Source organism: Catenulispora pinisilvae (assembly GCF_015356865.1).
Classification (GTDB): Bacteria; Actinomycetota; Actinomycetes; order Streptomycetales; family Catenulisporaceae; genus Catenulispora; species Catenulispora pinisilvae.
This window is the reverse complement of sequence record NZ_JAAFZA010000248.1, coordinates 1-14,613: the sequence shown is the minus strand read 5'-3', so window position 1 is coordinate 14,613 and position 14,613 is coordinate 1. Positions and strand designations below refer to the sequence as shown.

General features: G+C 71.5%; 13 protein-coding genes. All 13 read right to left on the bottom strand.

Features of this window, described 5'->3' with window-relative positions; translation table 11 throughout:
* Positions 1 to 393, bottom strand: a 393-nt coding sequence (locus tag IZR01_RS40830; protein WP_228561156.1) for a hypothetical protein, incomplete at its 3' end; no start/stop codon positions are given.
* A gap of 34 nt (positions 394 to 427) precedes the next feature.
* Positions 428 to 1,078 carry an L-threonylcarbamoyladenylate synthase gene (locus IZR01_RS40825; protein ID WP_194897882.1) on the bottom strand — a complete coding sequence of 217 codons (651 nt, stop codon included), beginning with the start codon at positions 1,076 to 1,078 and terminating at the stop codon, positions 428 to 430.
* A 153-nt stretch (positions 1,079 to 1,231) separates the two neighbouring features.
* The gene (gene prmC / locus IZR01_RS40820; RefSeq protein WP_194897885.1) at positions 1,232 to 2,083 is read right to left on the bottom strand and encodes a peptide chain release factor N(5)-glutamine methyltransferase; all 852 of its coding nucleotides are present in this window, start codon (positions 2,081 to 2,083) and stop codon (positions 1,232 to 1,234) included.
* Between the two features lie 145 nt (positions 2,084 to 2,228).
* Positions 2,229 to 3,299 carry a peptide chain release factor 1 gene (gene prfA, locus IZR01_RS40815; protein WP_194897881.1) on the bottom strand — a complete coding sequence of 357 codons (1,071 nt, stop codon included), beginning with the start codon at positions 3,297 to 3,299 and terminating at the stop codon, positions 2,229 to 2,231.
* Positions 3,300 to 3,442: 143 nt separating this feature from the next.
* Positions 3,443 to 3,661: a 50S ribosomal protein L31 gene (gene rpmE, locus IZR01_RS40810; protein ID WP_194897880.1), complete on the bottom strand. Its 219-nt coding sequence runs from the start codon at positions 3,659 to 3,661 to the stop codon at positions 3,443 to 3,445.
* 106 nt (positions 3,662 to 3,767) lie between these two features.
* Complete coding sequence (locus tag IZR01_RS40805; protein ID WP_323746603.1) at positions 3,768 to 4,556, bottom strand: alpha/beta hydrolase family protein; 789 nt, start codon at positions 4,554 to 4,556, stop codon at positions 3,768 to 3,770.
* Between the two features lie 69 nt (positions 4,557 to 4,625).
* Positions 4,626 to 6,695, bottom strand: coding sequence for a transcription termination factor Rho (gene rho / locus IZR01_RS40800; RefSeq protein WP_194926975.1), 2,070 nt, complete (start codon positions 6,693 to 6,695; stop codon positions 4,626 to 4,628).
* Positions 6,696 to 7,077: 382 nt separating this feature from the next.
* A complete protein-coding gene (gene thrB / locus IZR01_RS40795; protein WP_194926974.1) occupies positions 7,078 to 8,106 on the bottom strand; it encodes a homoserine kinase in 1,029 nt (342 codons plus the stop codon).
* A 52-nt stretch (positions 8,107 to 8,158) separates the two neighbouring features.
* Positions 8,159 to 9,214: a threonine synthase gene (gene thrC / locus IZR01_RS40790; protein WP_194897877.1), complete on the bottom strand. Its 1,056-nt coding sequence runs from the start codon at positions 9,212 to 9,214 to the stop codon at positions 8,159 to 8,161.
* Positions 9,215 to 9,245: 31 nt separating this feature from the next.
* Complete coding sequence (locus tag IZR01_RS40785) at positions 9,246 to 10,541, bottom strand: homoserine dehydrogenase (protein WP_194897876.1); 1,296 nt, start codon at positions 10,539 to 10,541, stop codon at positions 9,246 to 9,248.
* A 375-nt stretch (positions 10,542 to 10,916) separates the two neighbouring features.
* Positions 10,917 to 12,314 carry a diaminopimelate decarboxylase gene (gene lysA, locus IZR01_RS40780; protein WP_194926973.1) on the bottom strand — a complete coding sequence of 466 codons (1,398 nt, stop codon included), beginning with the start codon at positions 12,312 to 12,314 and terminating at the stop codon, positions 10,917 to 10,919.
* Between the two features lie 35 nt (positions 12,315 to 12,349).
* Positions 12,350 to 14,029, bottom strand: coding sequence for an arginine--tRNA ligase (gene argS, locus IZR01_RS40775; protein WP_194926972.1), 1,680 nt, complete (start codon positions 14,027 to 14,029; stop codon positions 12,350 to 12,352).
* A 55-nt stretch (positions 14,030 to 14,084) separates the two neighbouring features.
* Positions 14,085 to 14,483 carry a response regulator transcription factor gene (locus IZR01_RS40770; RefSeq protein ID WP_194926971.1) on the bottom strand — a complete coding sequence of 133 codons (399 nt, stop codon included), beginning with the start codon at positions 14,481 to 14,483 and terminating at the stop codon, positions 14,085 to 14,087.
* Positions 14,484 to 14,613 lie beyond the last annotated feature (130 nt).

The following is a 14,613-nucleotide window of genomic DNA, read 5'->3' as shown; positions in this document are numbered from 1 at the left end:
GATGCGGGCTGTGGGGGGTTCGGGCGATGCGCTGGTTGTTTCGGCTGACTCGACCGCGCTGCTCGCTTCGACCGATGCGCTCACCGCGGCCAGGTCGCTCGCCTCGGCCGGGCCTTCCGCCGCCGCCGAATCGCTTGCCCCGGCTATGCCGATCGCTCCGGCCGATGCGCTCACCGCGGCCGGGTCGCCTGCTTTGGCCGAAGCGCTGGTCATTTCGCCGGACTCGCTCGAAGCGATCGAGCTTGCGCTTGCCCCGGCCCGGCTGCCCGCCGCAGCGGAATCGCTTGCCCCGGCTATCTCGCTCGGGTCACTCGCCTCGGCCTCGCCGCCGGCACTCCCGGCTTGCTGCCCGGCCTCCCCGGGCACGCCGGTGTCCGTCCCCTGCTTCGCCACCCTGCTCCCTCCCAGCGCCCTCGGATGTCGGCGACTACTCGGCCCGGGTCAGCGTCGGGGCCACTTCGCGCAGCTGGTCGAAGGTGAGGGCGCCTTCGCGCAGCAGGAGCGGGGCGGTGCCGGTGACGTCGACGATGGAGCTGGCGCCGCCTTCGCCGCCGACCTTGCCGGCGTCGAGGTAGACCGAGACCGAGTCGCCGAGTTGGTCCTGGGCCTCCACCGCGGTCTGCGAGGCGGGCATGCCGGTCTTGTTGGCGCTGGAGACGGCCATCGGGCCGGTCTCGGTGAGCAGTTCGATGGCCACCGGGTGCAGCGGCATGCGGACCGCGACCGTGCCGCGGGTCTCGCCGAGGTCCCAGGTCAGGGTGGGCTGGTGCATCGCCACGATGGTCAGGCCGCCGGGCCAGAAGGCGTCGACCAGCTCCCAGCCCACCGAGGGCATGCCGGCCACCAGGCCGTGCAGGGTGGCGGGCGAGGGGACCAGGACCGGGCTGGGCATCGACGGCCCGCGGCCCTTGGCCTCCAGCAGCGCCCGCACGGCCCAGTTGGTGAACGCGTCGGCCCCGATGCCGTAGAGCGTGTCGGTCGGCAGCACCACCAGCTCCCCGCGCCGGACGGCACTGGCCGCCTCTCGCAGACCGGTCTTGCGCTGCTCGGGGTCGGTGCAGTCGAAACGGCGGCTCATGGGGCGTGAGTCTACTGTCCGGCAGGGGGTGCGTGGTTCAAAGCCGGTGAGGTCACCGGTCGCCGCGCGCGGAACCCGGGAACCCGGGAACCCAGGAACCGGAACCCCGAACCCGGGAACCGGGAAGGCCGGGAATCCCCCCCCGGCCGCGCCTCAGCCCTTGCGGGCCGTCACGAACCGCGGCCGGTTCGTCAGATCCCGGTGGTCCGAGGCCTCGGCCCACCCGCGCTCCTCCAAGAAGATCCGCTGCACCTCGCCGCCCTGCTTGTCCGAGTGCTCGAACGCGGTCCAGCCGCCGGACTTGAGCAGGCGCTGCGCCGTGCGCTCCAGGCCGCGGATCAGGTCCAGGCCGTCGGGGCCGGAGAAGAGCGCGAGTTCCGGGTCGTGGTCGCGGGCTTCGGGGGCGACGTACTCCCACTCGGTCAGCGGGATGTAGGGCGGGTTGCAGACCACGACGTCCACTCGGCCGTCGAGTTCCGGCAGCGCCGTGACCGCGTCCGCGAGGTGCAGCATCACCCGCTCCCCGGCCTCGGACGCCGCGATGTTGCGCGTGGCCCAGGTGTAGGCGTCGTCCGACAGCTCCACGGCGTGGACCCGGGCCCGCGGGACCTCCTGCGCTATCGACAGCGCGATCGCCCCGGAGCCGGTGCACAGGTCGACGATCAGCGGTTCGGCGACGTCCAGCGCCCGCAGCTTGTCGATGGCCCAGCCGACCATCACCTCGGTCTCCGGACGCGGGACGAAGACCCCGGGGCCGACCGCCAGTTCCAGGTACCGGAAGTACGCCGCGCCGGTGATGTGCTGCAACGGCTCGCGGTTCGCGCGGCGGGCGATGACCTCCCAGTACCGGGCGTCGAAGTCGTGGTCGGGGACCGTGTGCAGCTCCGCGCGGCGGACGTCGTGCACCCAGGCCGCCAGTTCCTCGGCGTCATGGCGCGGCGAGCCGACGCCGGCCTCGGCCAGCCGCAACGATGCCTGCGCGATCTCGGCGCGCAGCAGTGACAACGGCTTCGCGACGCCGGGCGCCGGCTGCCCGCCCGCCGCCGGCGCCGGCTGCCCGCCCGGCCGTTCACCGGCCGCCGAGGGCTGCCCGGCCGCCGTCGGTTCCTGTGCCACCGGAGTGGTATCGCTCACCGGTCCGCCCGCCGTCTCAGTTGCCCCCGGCCGCGAGCTTCGCGGCGGTGTCCGCGTCGACGCAGGCCTGGATCATCGCGTCCAGGTCGCCGTCGAGCACCTGGTCCAGGTTGTACGACTTGTAGCCGACCCGGTGGTCGCTGATGCGGTTCTCCGGGAAGTTGTAGGTGCGGATGCGCTCGGAGCGGTCGACCGTGCGGATCTGCGACTTGCGCGCGTCCGAGGCCTCCTTGTCGGCCTCCTCCTGGGCCACCGCCAGCAGGCGGGCCCGCAGGATGCGCATCGCCGACTCCTTGTTCTGGAGCTGCGACTTCTCGTTCTGGCAGCTGACCACGACGCCGGTCGGCAGGTGCGTGATGCGGACCGCGGAGTCGGTGGTGTTCACCGACTGCCCGCCCGGGCCGGAGGAGCGGAAGACGTCGATGCGCAGGTCGTTGGGGTTGATCTCGACCTCGACGTCTTCGGCCTCGGGCAGCACCAGGACGCCGGCCGCGGAGGTGTGGATGCGGCCCTGCGACTCGGTGACCGGGACCCGCTGCACGCGGTGCACGCCGCCCTCGTACTTCAGCCGGGCCCAGACGCCCTCGCCGGCCTCGTTCACCCGGCCCTTGACCGCCACCTGGACGTCCTTGTAGCCGCCGAGGTCGGACTCGGTCGACTCCAGGACCTCGGTCTTCCAGCCCTGACGCTCGGCGTAGCGCATGTACATGCGCAGCAGGTCGCCGGCGAACAGCATCGACTCCTGGCCGCCCTCGCCGCCCTTGATCTCCAGGATGACGTTCTTCTCGTCCATCGGGTCGCGCGGGATCAGCAGCTTGTGCAGCCGCTCCTCAAGCACCGTGCGGCGCTCTTGCATCCCCGGGATCTCCTCGCCGAAGGAGGGGTCCTCAGTGGCCAGCTCCTCGGCGGCGGTGATGTCCTCGACGACGCTGTGGTACTCGCGGTAGGTCTCCGCGATCGGGCCGAGTTCGGCGTACCGCTTGCCGAGCTTGCGCGCGACGTCCTGGTCAGCGTGGACAGACGGGTCCGCCAGCTTCGTCCCCAGCTCGGCGTACTCGGCGAGCAGGTCGTCGATGACCTCGAACATGTCACGTCCTCAAGTTGCTGCCAGCGATACACGGCCCCCGGCGACACTGTGGTCTTACAGAACCGCTGTGCCGCCTATAAAACGCGAAGGCGGCGCCGGAGCCAGCGGACCTGGGGTCCACGGCACCGGCGCCGCCGCACGCGCTACTTGCTGGCGTCCTTCTTGCCGAAACGAGCCTCGAAGCGGGCCACGCGGCCGCCGGTGTCGAGGATCTTCTGCTTGCCGGTGTAGAACGGGTGGCACTGCGAGCACACCTCGGCGTGGATCACGCCGTTCGGGGCAGTGCTGTGGGTCTCGAACGTGGCGCCACAACCGCAGGTCACGGTGGTGACCCGGTAGGTCGGGTGGATGTCAGGCTTCATTGGGAGCTCCTTGGGGTCAGTGGCCGCCGGGTCTCCATCGACTGGGGTGAACCGGGACCGACGAACCATCTTAACGGCAGCCGGGGGGTGCTTATTCCACCCCTGGTCAGGCCGACGGGATGAGGACCCGCGCCAGGAAGCCCAGGGTGCGCGCCCAACTCTCGTGCCCGGGGTCCAGCACCGCGCGGTGCGCCATCCCGGGGAACTCCGCGAGCTCGACCTCGTCCCCGGCCTCGCGGGCCGCGTCGGCGAAGTTCCGCGACTGGGAGATCGGGACCCGGTCGTCCTCGTCGCCGTGCACCAGCAGCAGCGGGGTCTCCAGCGGGAGCAGCGCCGACGGCGAGGTCGCCGCGTAGCGGTCCGGGACCTCCTCGGGGGTGCCGCCCAGGAACTCCACGGTCGCCGGGACGTCCAGGACTCCGAGGCCCTCGCGCGCCGAGCCCACGCCCAGCCGCTCGTGGGCCGCGTCGTAGAGGTTCGCCACGCCGGCTTGCGAGACCGCGGCGCAGACCTGGAACTCCGAGGCCAGCCACAGCGCGAGGTGGCCGCCGGCCGAGTGGCCGACCAGGGCCGTGCGGTCGGTGTCCAGCGGGAAGTCGGCGGACAGGGCGCCGAGCTGGTCCAGGGAGGCCGCGACGTCGTCCAGGGTGACGCGCCAGGCCTGCCCGCCCCCGCCGTCGCCGACCCGGCGGTAGTCGATGTTCCACGCCGCGAACCCGCGCTCGGCCAGATCCTCGGCCAGCGGTTCCATCAGCTCGCGGTCGAAAGGGGTGCGCCAGAACCCGCCGTGGATCAGCACCACGATCGGGAACGGTCCCTCGCCTTCGGGCACGAACAGGTCGGCGACCTGGGAGGGATGCGGTCCGTACGGATGAGTGGCCGGGGTGATCGTCACCCCGGCCACCTTACTTAACTCCGGTCGAAACCGTTACTGCTGAACGGTTTACGCCTGAGGACCGACTGCTTACTCCTGAGGACCGACCGCGGTCTTCTGGATGGTCATCAGGAACTCGGCGTTCGACTTGGTCTTCTTCATCCGGTCCAGCAGGAGCTCCATCGCCTGCTGCTGGTCCAGCGCGTGCAGCACCCGGCGGAGCTTCCAGACGATGCTGAGCTCCTCGGCGCCGAGCAGCAGCTCCTCCTTGCGGGTGCTCGACGGGTCGACGTCGACCGCCGGGAAGATGCGCTTGTCGGCGAGCTTGCGGTCCAGCCGCAGCTCCATGTTGCCGGTGCCCTTGAACTCCTCGAAAATCACCTCGTCGAGGCGGGAGCCGGTCTCCACCAGCGCGGTGGCCAAGATGGTCAGCGAGCCGCCGTTCTCGATGTTGCGCGCCGCGCCGAAGAACTTCTTCGGCGGGTACATCGCCTGGCTGTCCATACCGCCGGTGAGGATGCGGCCGGAGGCCGGGGCACTGGTGTTGTAGGCGCGGCCCAGGCGGGTGATCGAGTCCAGCAGGATCACCACGTCGTGGCCCAGCTCCACCAGCCGCTTGGCCCGCTCGATGGCCAGCTCGGCGACCGTGGTGTGGTCCTCGGCCGGACGGTCGAAGGTCGAGGCGATGACCTCGCCCTTCACCGAGCGCTGCATGTCGGTGACCTCTTCGGGCCGCTCGTCCACCAGCACCACCATCAGGTGGCACTCGGGGTTGTTCTGGGTGATCGCGTTGGCGACGGCCTGCATGATCATGGTCTTGCCGGTCTTCGGCGGGGCCACGATCAGACCGCGCTGGCCCTTGCCGATCGGCGCGATCATGTCGATGATGCGCGTGGTCAGGATCCCGGGCTCGGTCTCCAGGCGGAGCCGGTCCTGCGGGTACAGCGGAGTCATCTTCGTGAACTCCGGGCGCTGCCGGGCGGCTCCGGGCTCCAGGCCGTTGATCGAGTCCAGCCGCACCAGGGCGTTGAACTTCTCCCGGCGCTCGCCCTCCTGCGGGGCCCGGATCACGCCGGTGACCGCGTCGCCCTTGCGCAGGCCGTTCTTGCGGACCATGGCCAGCGAGACGTAGACGTCGTCGGGGCCGGGCAGGTAGCCCGAGGTCCGCACGAAGGCGTAGTTGTCCAGGATGTCCACGATGCCGCCGACCGGGATCAGGACGTCGTCGTCGCTGATCGTGGTGTCGACGTCGCCGCCGCCCTCGTTGCGGTTGCGGCTGCGGCGGTTCTGCCGGTCCTCGCGGTTGCGGTTGCGGTCCCGGGTGCGGCGGTTGCCGCCGCGGCGGTCGTCGAAGTCGTCGCCGGAGTTCTGGTTCTGGTTGCCGCTGGAGCCCTGGCCGGAGCCCTGCTGACTGGAACCCTGGCTGGAACCCTGCTGTCCGGAACTCTGTTGTCCGGAGCCCTGTTGTCCGGAGCCCTGTTGTCCGGAGCCCTGCTGGCGGTCGCCCTGGCGGTCGCCCTGACGCTCGCCGGAGCCGTCCCGGCCCCGGTCGCCGCGCTCCCGGCGGTTGTTGTTGTTCCGGTCCCGGCGGCCCCGCTGCTGGTCGCCGTCGCCCTGGCCGGAGCCGTCCCGGCCCTGGCCGCCCTGGCCGGACTCGGCGGTGGCGGTGGCGGTGGCGGCCGCGGCGGTCGCAGGGGCCTGACCCTCGGCGGTGGCCACGGCGCTCTCGGCGGCCTTGGCGGCGCGCTCGGCGCGCTCCGGGCCGGCGGCACGCTCGGTACGGTCGGCGCGCTCAGCACGCGCCGCCGGCTCGGCGGCGCCCTTCTCGACCCGCTCGCGCTGCGGCTGCTCGGGGATGTCGGCACGGACGTCAGTGCCCTGCACCTGGGCGGCGGCCTTCTCGACCGCGGCGGCGGTGCGGCTGGTGCGGCGCGCGGTGGTCCGCGCGGGCGCCGCCGCGGCGGCGGGCTCGGCCTTGCCGGCCCCGCCGTTCTTCTCCTGAATTGCCTCGACGAGCTGGCCCTTGCGCATCCGCGCGGTGCCGGTGATCCCCAGGCTCACGGCGTAAGCCTGAAGCTCGGGGAGCAGCATCGAGGACAACCCCTTGCCGGCGCGCCCGGCGGGGGCGGTGGCGGGGGATTCAGTCGTGGTGTCGCTCACGAAGCGATCCTTCCTGGTCGCCGGCCGCGCTGAGTACTCCGTGGAGGACCACTTCGAGCCGGGGACAGGTGCTGGTTGTGAAGAGCTGTGTTGAATTTGGAACCAAAGCCGCGATACAGGTACCCGCACGTGACCGACGCTGTGTTTGACAACATTCGACACAGGTCAGTCGCGGATGCTTTCACACGGGGATACCTAGACCGCACTCGCGCGAAGTTCCGCCGCCGACGGTCGTGCCCGCCAAGGGAGGAGGAGTCGCGCTGTCGCTCACCAATGGAGACGTAGGTGCTCGACAGGAGAGTAACACCTCGTGGTGGTCAACGGGACGCCGAGCTGTGCGCGCCGTCCCAACGAAAACCATACGCGGGCGCTGCTCTCATGTTCACAGTCCCCCGTGGCGTGGGTTTGAATCCTTGCCGACATCTCTGCCTGTGCCGGAATCCATTCCCCGCCCCGCGCCTTCGGTCGCGTTCAAGGATACCGCACCGGCGGCGTCGACGGCGAGCGCCAGGGCCCGCCAGCCGGCCGGCGCGGCCGCCGTACCGACCTTGATCACCGCTTCCACCTGGTCTTCCGTCGTCAGAACCAGAACGGTCGGGCCGGCGCCGGAGACCACCGCGGCGTGCCCGGCCGCCCGCAGCTCGGCGATCAGCGCGGCCGCGCCGGGCATGGCCGGCGCGCGGTATTCCTGGTGCAGCCGGTCCTGGGTGGCGGCCAGCAGCAGGTCGGCCCGGCCCTGGGTGAGCGCGGCGGTCAGCAGCGCGGTCCGGCCGGCGTTGCGCGCGGCGTCGGCGTGCGGCACCAGCTTGGGCAGCAGACCCCGCGCGACCTCGGTCGAGAGCCCCGCCTCCGGGACGAACGCCACGGCCCGCACCGATTCGGCGGGCTCCACCCGCAGCACCCGCGCGGTGTCGGCGGCGGCGTCGGAGATTTCACCCGCTTGGTCCAACCAGGCGATGGTGAAGCCGCCGCGCAGGCAGGCCGCCACGTTGTCCGGATGGCCCTCCAACTCGGCGGCCAGTTGGAACACCTCGTCATCGGACAGCGTCGCGCCGACCGTCAGCGCCCGGGCCGCCACGATCCCGGCGCAGATCGCCGCCGCCGAGGAGCCCAGGCCCCGGGCGTGCGGGATCCGGTTGGCGCAGACCAGCTCCAACCCCGGCGGACGGGCCCCGAGCCGGTCGAACGCCGCGCGCATGGCCCGCACCACCAGGTGCCCCTCGTCCCGGGCGACCGTGTCGGCCCCCTCCCCCGCGACGTCCACCCGCAGCCCGGCGTCGGCTATCCGGACCATCACCTCGTCGTACCACCCGAGCGCCAGGCCCAGGGAGTCGAAGCCGGGTCCGAGGTTCGCGCTGGTGGCCGGGACGCGGACGCGCACCGGGGCGGCTCGGAAGACAGGGCTCGGCATTGTGCTCCGTTCGTGCTGAGGGATCGAGCGCTCAGCTATATCAGAACATTCCTTAGGTGAGGCTGAGAGCTTCGGCCACCGCCGTCACCTCGGCCGGCACCGGATCCGGCAGCGGCGGCGCGGCCTTGACCGCCCACTCAGGGTCCTTCAACCCGTGCCCGGTGACCGTGATGACGATCCGCTTCCCGGCCTCAAGTCGGCCCGCCTGAGCCAACTTGAGGATGCCCGCGACGCCCGCGGCCGAGGCCGGCTCGACGAACACGCCCTCCTCGGCCGACAGCACCCGGTGCGCGGTCAGGATCTCCTCGTCGGTCACCGCCTCGATGACGCCGGAGGAGGCCTCGCGGGCCGCGACGGCCAGATCCCACGAAGCCGGGTTGCCGATCCGGATGGCGGTGGCGATGGTGTCCGGGTGCTCGACCGGCGCGCCGTGCACCAGCGGGGCGGCGCCGGCGGCCTGGAAGCCGAACATCCGCGGGGTTCGCGTCGCCGGACCCTCCTTCGCGTACTCCTGATAGCCGAGCCAGTACGCGGAGATGTTCCCGGCGTTCCCGACCGGCAGGGCGTGGATGTCCGGCGCGTCGCCGAGGACGTCGACGATCTCGAACGCCGCGGTCTTCTGGCCCTGCAACCGCACCGGGTTCACCGAGTTCACCAGCGCGACCGGGTACTTCGCCGCCAGTTCGCGGGCCAGCCGCAGGCAGTCGTCAAAATTACCCTCGACCGGCAACTGGGTCGCACCGTGCGCCAGCGCCTGGGCCAGCTTGCCCAGCGCGATCTTGCCGGCCGGCACCAGGACCACCGGCTTGAGCCCGCCGCGCACCGCGTAGGCGGCGGCCGAGGAGCTGGTGTTGCCGGTGGAGGCGCAGACCACGGCCTCGGCCCCGGCCTGCTTGGCCAGCGAGATCGCGGTGGTCATGCCGCGGTCCTTGAACGAGCCGGTCGGGTTCATGCCCTCGACCTTGACGAACACCTCGCACCCGGTGAGCGCGGACAGCCGGGGCGCGGACAGCAGCGGCGTGCCGCCCTCGCCCAGCGTGACCACGGGCGTGCCGGCGTCGACCGGCAGCCACTGTCGGTACTCCTCGATCACGCCTCGCCAAGCCATGTCCGCCAGCTCCTCTATTTATGGGGAGGGATTATTCGGATTCCACGCGCATGACGCTGGACACGTCACGCACATAGTCCTGCGCCCGCAGCCGGGCCACGGTCGCGGTCAGCGCCGCGTCCGGGGCCAGGTGCGTCACGATCACCAGCTGGGCGTCCAGGCCGCGCCCGGACTGCCGCACCGTGGCGATCGACACGTCCTGTTCTGCGAAGATACCGGCCACCGCCGACAGGACGCCCGGCTTGTCGTCCACGTCCAGGCTGATGTGGTAGCGGGTCTTGGCCTCGCCGACCGGCCGCACGGTCAGCCCGGCGTACGCCGACTCCCCGGGCCCGCGCGATCCGGTCACCTTGTTCCGGGCGATGGCCACCAGGTCGCCGAGCACCGCCGAGGCGGTCGGGGCGCCGCCGGCGCCGGGACCGTAGAACATCAGCTGGCCGGCCGCCTCGGACTCGATGAACACCGCGTTGTAGGCCTCGCGCACACCGGCCAGCGGATGGCTGCGCGGGATCATCGCCGGGTGCACCCGCGCCGAGACCTTTCCGGCCACCGGGTCCACCTCGCAGATGGCCAGCAGCTTCACCACCGAGCCCATCGCCCGGGCCGAGGCGATGTCCGCCGCGGTGACCTCGGTGATGCCCTCGCGGTACACGTCGGAGGCGGTGACCCGGCTGTGGAAGGCCAGCCCGGCCAGGATCGCGGCCTTGGCGGCGGCGTCGAAGCCCTCGACGTCGGCGGTCGGGTCGGCCTCGGCGTAGCCCAGCGCGGTGGCCTCCTCCAGCGCCTCGCTGAAGCCGGCGCCGGTGGTGTCCATCCGGTCCAGGATGAAGTTGGTGGTGCCGTTGACGATGCCCAGGACCCGGTGCACCCGGTCCCCGACCAGCGACTCGCGCAGCGGACGCACCAGCGGGATGGCCCCGGCGACCGCGGCTTCGTAATAGAGGTCGGCGCCGTGTTTCTCGGCGGCCTGATACAGCGTCGCGCCTTCCTCGGCGAGCAGCGCCTTGTTCGCCGACACCACGGACTTGCCGGACTCCAGCGCGGCCAGGATCAGCGCGCGCGAGGGCTCGATCCCGCCGATGACCTCGATGACCAGGTCGATGTCGTCCCGTTTGACCAGCGCCTCGGCGTCCGTCGTGAACAGTTTCGGGTCCACCCCCGGCACCTCGCGGGCCCGGTTCGGACGGCGCACGGCGATCCCGGCCAGCTCCAACGGGGCCCCGACCCGCGCGGCCAGGTCGGCGGCGTTGGCCGTCATCAGGCGCGCGACTTCCGAGCCGACTACCCCACAGCCCAGCAGTGCCACCTTCAGCGGCTCAGTACGCATCGCAAACCCCATCGCCTCGATCGGTGCCGTACGCATCGGCGAGCACGGCACGGTGTCCTGTCAGTCTGGCCGAATCCCATTCCTCGACAACCCGTGGTCCGGGATGTGGAATATGCGAGCGTACTAGTAGCCGGCCAGACGATTGATTCCTGGGGGTTCCGGCTAGCAGGACCGCCGGCCGACAAGCAGTTTTGCGAAACGGCTTAGGGCAAGGCCCTCCTGGCCGCGGCAGCGAAACACTGTGCGACCCGGACGGCCGCCCTCAGCCCTGGTTGGCTTCGGGTGGCCGGCCGGGGCGGCCAGGCGCCGCTACTGTGCCCTTGGCAGCCAGAGGCTGCGTGTCGTTTCGCGCCGGTACCCCCAGGAATCAATCGGCTAGCCGAGGTCCAGCCCTAGCAGGTCGTCCTCGGTCTCGCGGCGCACGATGACCCGCGCCGTGCCGTCCTTCACCGCGATGACCGGCGGCTTGAGCAGGTGGTTGTAGTTGCTGGCCATCGAGCGGCAGTAGGCCCCGGTCGCGGCCACCGCCAGCAGGTCGCCGGGCGCGGTGTCGCCGGGCAGCCAGGCGTCGCGCACCACGATGTCGCCGGACTCGCAGTGCTTGCCGACCACCCGGCTCAGCGCCGCCTGGGCCCGGCTGGCCCGGCTGACCAGCGAGACCGTGTACTCGGCGTCGTAGAGCGAGGTGCGGATGTTGTCGGACATGCCGCCGTCCACTGAGACGTAGGTGCGCAGGCCGGGCAGCGGCTTGACGGTGCCGACCTCGTAGAGCGTGATCCCGGGCGGACCGGCGATGGCCCGGCCGGGCTCGACGGACAGCCGCGGGTGCGCCAGCCCCGCGGCGTCGCACTCCCGGGCCACGATCTCCTTCAGCCGGGCCGCGATCTCGGCGACCGGCGCCGGGTCGTCGGCCTCGGTGTAGGCGATGCCCAGCCCGCCGCCGAGGTCCAGCTCGGGCAGCTCGATCCCGTGGTCCCGCCTGATCGCGGCCAGCGCCTCGGTCAGCCGGTGCGCGGCCACCTCGAACCCGGCGGTGTCGAAGATCTGACTGCCGATGTGCGAGTGCAGCCCGGTCAGCTCCAGCTGCTCGGCGTGCTTCAGGATGCGCGTGACGGCGTCCGCCGCCGCCCCGCCGGCCAGCGAGAAGCCGAACTTCTGGTCCTCGTGCGCGGTGGCGATGAACTCGTGGGTGTGCGCCTCGACGCCGGCGGTCACCCGCACCATGACCGGCTGCCGGACGCCCCGATCAGCGGCGATGGCGGCCAGTCGCTCTATCTCGTCGTGCGAGTCGACGATGATCCGGCCCACCCCGGCGTCCACCGCGCGCTCCAGCTCGGCGACGGACTTGTTGTTGCCGTGGAAGCCCAGACGGCTCGCGGGGAACCCGGCGCGCAGCGCGACCGCCAGCTCGCCGCCGGAGCAGACGTCCAAATGCAGCCCCTCGTCCGCGGCCCACTTGGCGATGGCCACCGACAGGAAGGACTTGCCCGCGTAGAACACGTCCGCGTCCGCACCGAACGCCTCGACCCACTCCCGGGCCCGGCGCCGCCAGTCGTCCTCGTCGATCAGGTAGGCCGGGGTGCCGTACTCGCGCGCCAGCTCGCGGACGTCGGCCCCGGCGAAGGTGAGCGCGCCGGAGCCGGCGTCGCGCACCACCCCGCCGGGCCAGATCTTCCGGTCCAGCCGGTTGACGTCCGCCGGGGCGGCGCCGTGGCCGCCCTCGGGGAGGACGTCGGCGTAGCGGGGCCCGGCGGGGTGCGCGCTTCTGCTCATGGACCGAGAGTGTTCCCTACTTCAGGTCCGATTTGTCACATGCGCTCAGGTGCCGAGACGCCGAGGAGGTCCAGGCCGTTGCGCAGGACGGTCTGGGTGGCCTCCAGCAGCCACAGGCGCGCGCGGTTCAGCTCGGTCGGCTTCTCGTCGCCGATCGGCAGGATGCGGCAGTCCTTCTTCTCCGACTGCCAGCCGTGGTACTTCTTCGCCAGATCCTCGAGGAAGTGCGCCACCTTGTGAACTTCGCGCTGGCCTGCTGCCTGAGCGATGACGCGCGGGAACTCGGCGAGCGCCGCGAGCAGTTCCTCCTCGCGGGGGTGGACGAGAAGCTTGGGGTCGAAGTCCTCAACCGCGCCCTGGTCGAGGCCGAGATCCGCGGCGTTACGCTTGACCGCGCAGGTGCGGGCGTGCGCGTACTGGACGTACCAGACCGGGTTCTCGGGGGCGTTGGTAGTGAGCAGGTCCACATCCAGCACCAGCTCGTTGTCGGTCGACGACCGCGCCAGCGCGTACCGCGCCGCGTCCACCCCGATCAGCTCGATCACGTCGTCCAGCGTGACGATGTTCCCGGTCCGCTTGGAGAGCTTGACCTCCTGGCCGTCCTTCACCATCTTCACGAACTGGCCGATCAGGACCTCGATGTCGTTGTCCGGATCGTCGCCGGAACACGCGGCCAACGCCTTGAGCCGGCCGACGTAGCCGTGGTGGTCGGCGCCGAGCATGTAGATGCACGGCGAGAATCCGCGGTCCCGCTTGTTCAGGTAGTAGGCGCAGTCGGCGGAGAAATAGGTGCGCTCGCCGTTGGAGCGCACGATGACCCGGTCCTTGTCGTCGCCGAAGTCGGTGGTGCGCAGCCAGAGCGCGCCGTCCTGCTCGAAGACGTGCCCCTGCTCGGCGAGCCGGTCGGCGACGCCCTCGACGGCGCCGGAGTCGTGCAGCGTGCGCTCGGCGAACCAGACGTCGAAGTGCGTGCGGAACTTCTCCAGCGACTCCTGCTGGAGCCGCAGCTGGAGCTTGTAGCCGGCGGTGCGGAAGGCCTCGACCTGTGCCTCCTGCGGCAGCTGGGTCAGGACCGGGTGCTCCGCGAGGATCGCCTGAGCCAGATCCTTGATATACGCGCCCTCATACAGGCCCTGCCCGGCGGGCACGTCCTGCCCGTTCGCCCGCAGCGCCAGCGACATGCCGAAGTTGTTCATCTGGTTGCCGGCGTCGTTGATGTAGAACTCGCGGGTGACGTCGGCACCGGCGGCCTCCAGCAGCCGGCCGAGCGCGTCGCCGACCGCGGCCCACCGGGTGTGGCCCAGGTGCAGCGGGCCGGTCGGGTTGGCCGAGACGAACTCCAGGTTGATGTTCTGGCCGACGAACGTCTGGCTCCGGCCGTACGCCGCGCCCTGCTCGACGATGGTCTTGGCCACCTCCCCGGCCGCACCGGCGGCCAGCCTCAGGTTGAGGAACCCGGGTCCGGCGACGTCGACGCCCGCGATCCCCTCGACCTTGCGCAGCCGGTCCGCGAGCAGCTCGGCCAGCGCGCGCGGCGGCATTGCGGCCGCCTTGGTCAGCTGGAGGGCGACGTTGGTGGCGTAGTCGCCGTGGTCGCGGTTCTTCGGTCGCTCGACGGTCACGGTCGCCGGGACCGCGGTCAGGGTCAGCGCGCCGTCGGCGACGGCGGCGTGCACGGTGTCGAGGACGGCCTGGGAAAGCTGCTCGGGAGTCACCCGGTCAAGATTACGGGACCGGGATCCTCACGCCGCGCGGGTTACGGCGACGGCCCTACGCCGGCGGCCCGCCGGGTGCGGCCAGCGCCCGCACCGTGTCCACCAGATCCACCGGCTCGAACGGCTTGGTGATGTAGGCATCCGCCCCGGCCGACTCGCCGCGCCGCCGGTCCGCCGGCAGCGCCGCGGCCGTCACCACGACCACCCGGGGCCGGCCGAGCGCCGGATCCCGCTTGAGCCGGCGCAGGACGTCCAGCCCGCCGGGGCCGGAGTCCGGGAGCAGCAGGTCCAGGGTGACCACGTCGGTGCCCGGCACCAATTCCAGGCACCGGGCGCCCGAGGCGGCCTCGGCGACCTCGAATCCCTCCAGCTCCAGGTTGATCCGGATCAGGGTCCTGATGGCATCGCTGTCATCGACCACGAGGACCCGCGCGGGGCCGCCGGTTGTTGTCACGGGCCCACCGTAGCGGGCACATGTTAAGAGCTAGTGTGTCGCGCCCGGCGGATTCGGGGTCGATGGGAGCGCGGGGGTGGTGTGCGCTCCGCCGACGTCACCGGGCGTAGTCGGCGGCGATGGTGAGGTG

Bases quoted from the DNA above. Each gene is read 5' to 3' on its own strand.
- IZR01_RS40825 (WP_194897882.1), bottom strand. From the start codon at position 1,078: ATGAGCCGCCGTTTCGACTGCACCGACCCCGAGCAGCGCAAGACCGGT.
- prfA (WP_194897881.1), bottom strand. From the start codon at position 3,299: ATGTTCGAGGTCATCGACGACCTGCTCGCCGAGTACGCCGAGCTGGGG.
- rpmE (WP_194897880.1), bottom strand. From the start codon at position 3,661: ATGAAGCCTGACATCCACCCGACCTACCGGGTCACCACCGTGACCTGC.
- thrB (WP_194926974.1), bottom strand. From the start codon at position 8,106: ATGCCGAGCCCTGTCTTCCGAGCCGCCCCGGTGCGCGTCCGCGTCCCG.
- thrC (WP_194897877.1), bottom strand. From the start codon at position 9,214: ATGGCTTGGCGAGGCGTGATCGAGGAGTACCGACAGTGGCTGCCGGTC.
- IZR01_RS40785 (WP_194897876.1), bottom strand. From the start codon at position 10,541: ATGCGTACTGAGCCGCTGAAGGTGGCACTGCTGGGCTGTGGGGTAGTC.
- lysA (WP_194926973.1), bottom strand. From the start codon at position 12,314: ATGAGCAGAAGCGCGCACCCCGCCGGGCCCCGCTACGCCGACGTCCTC.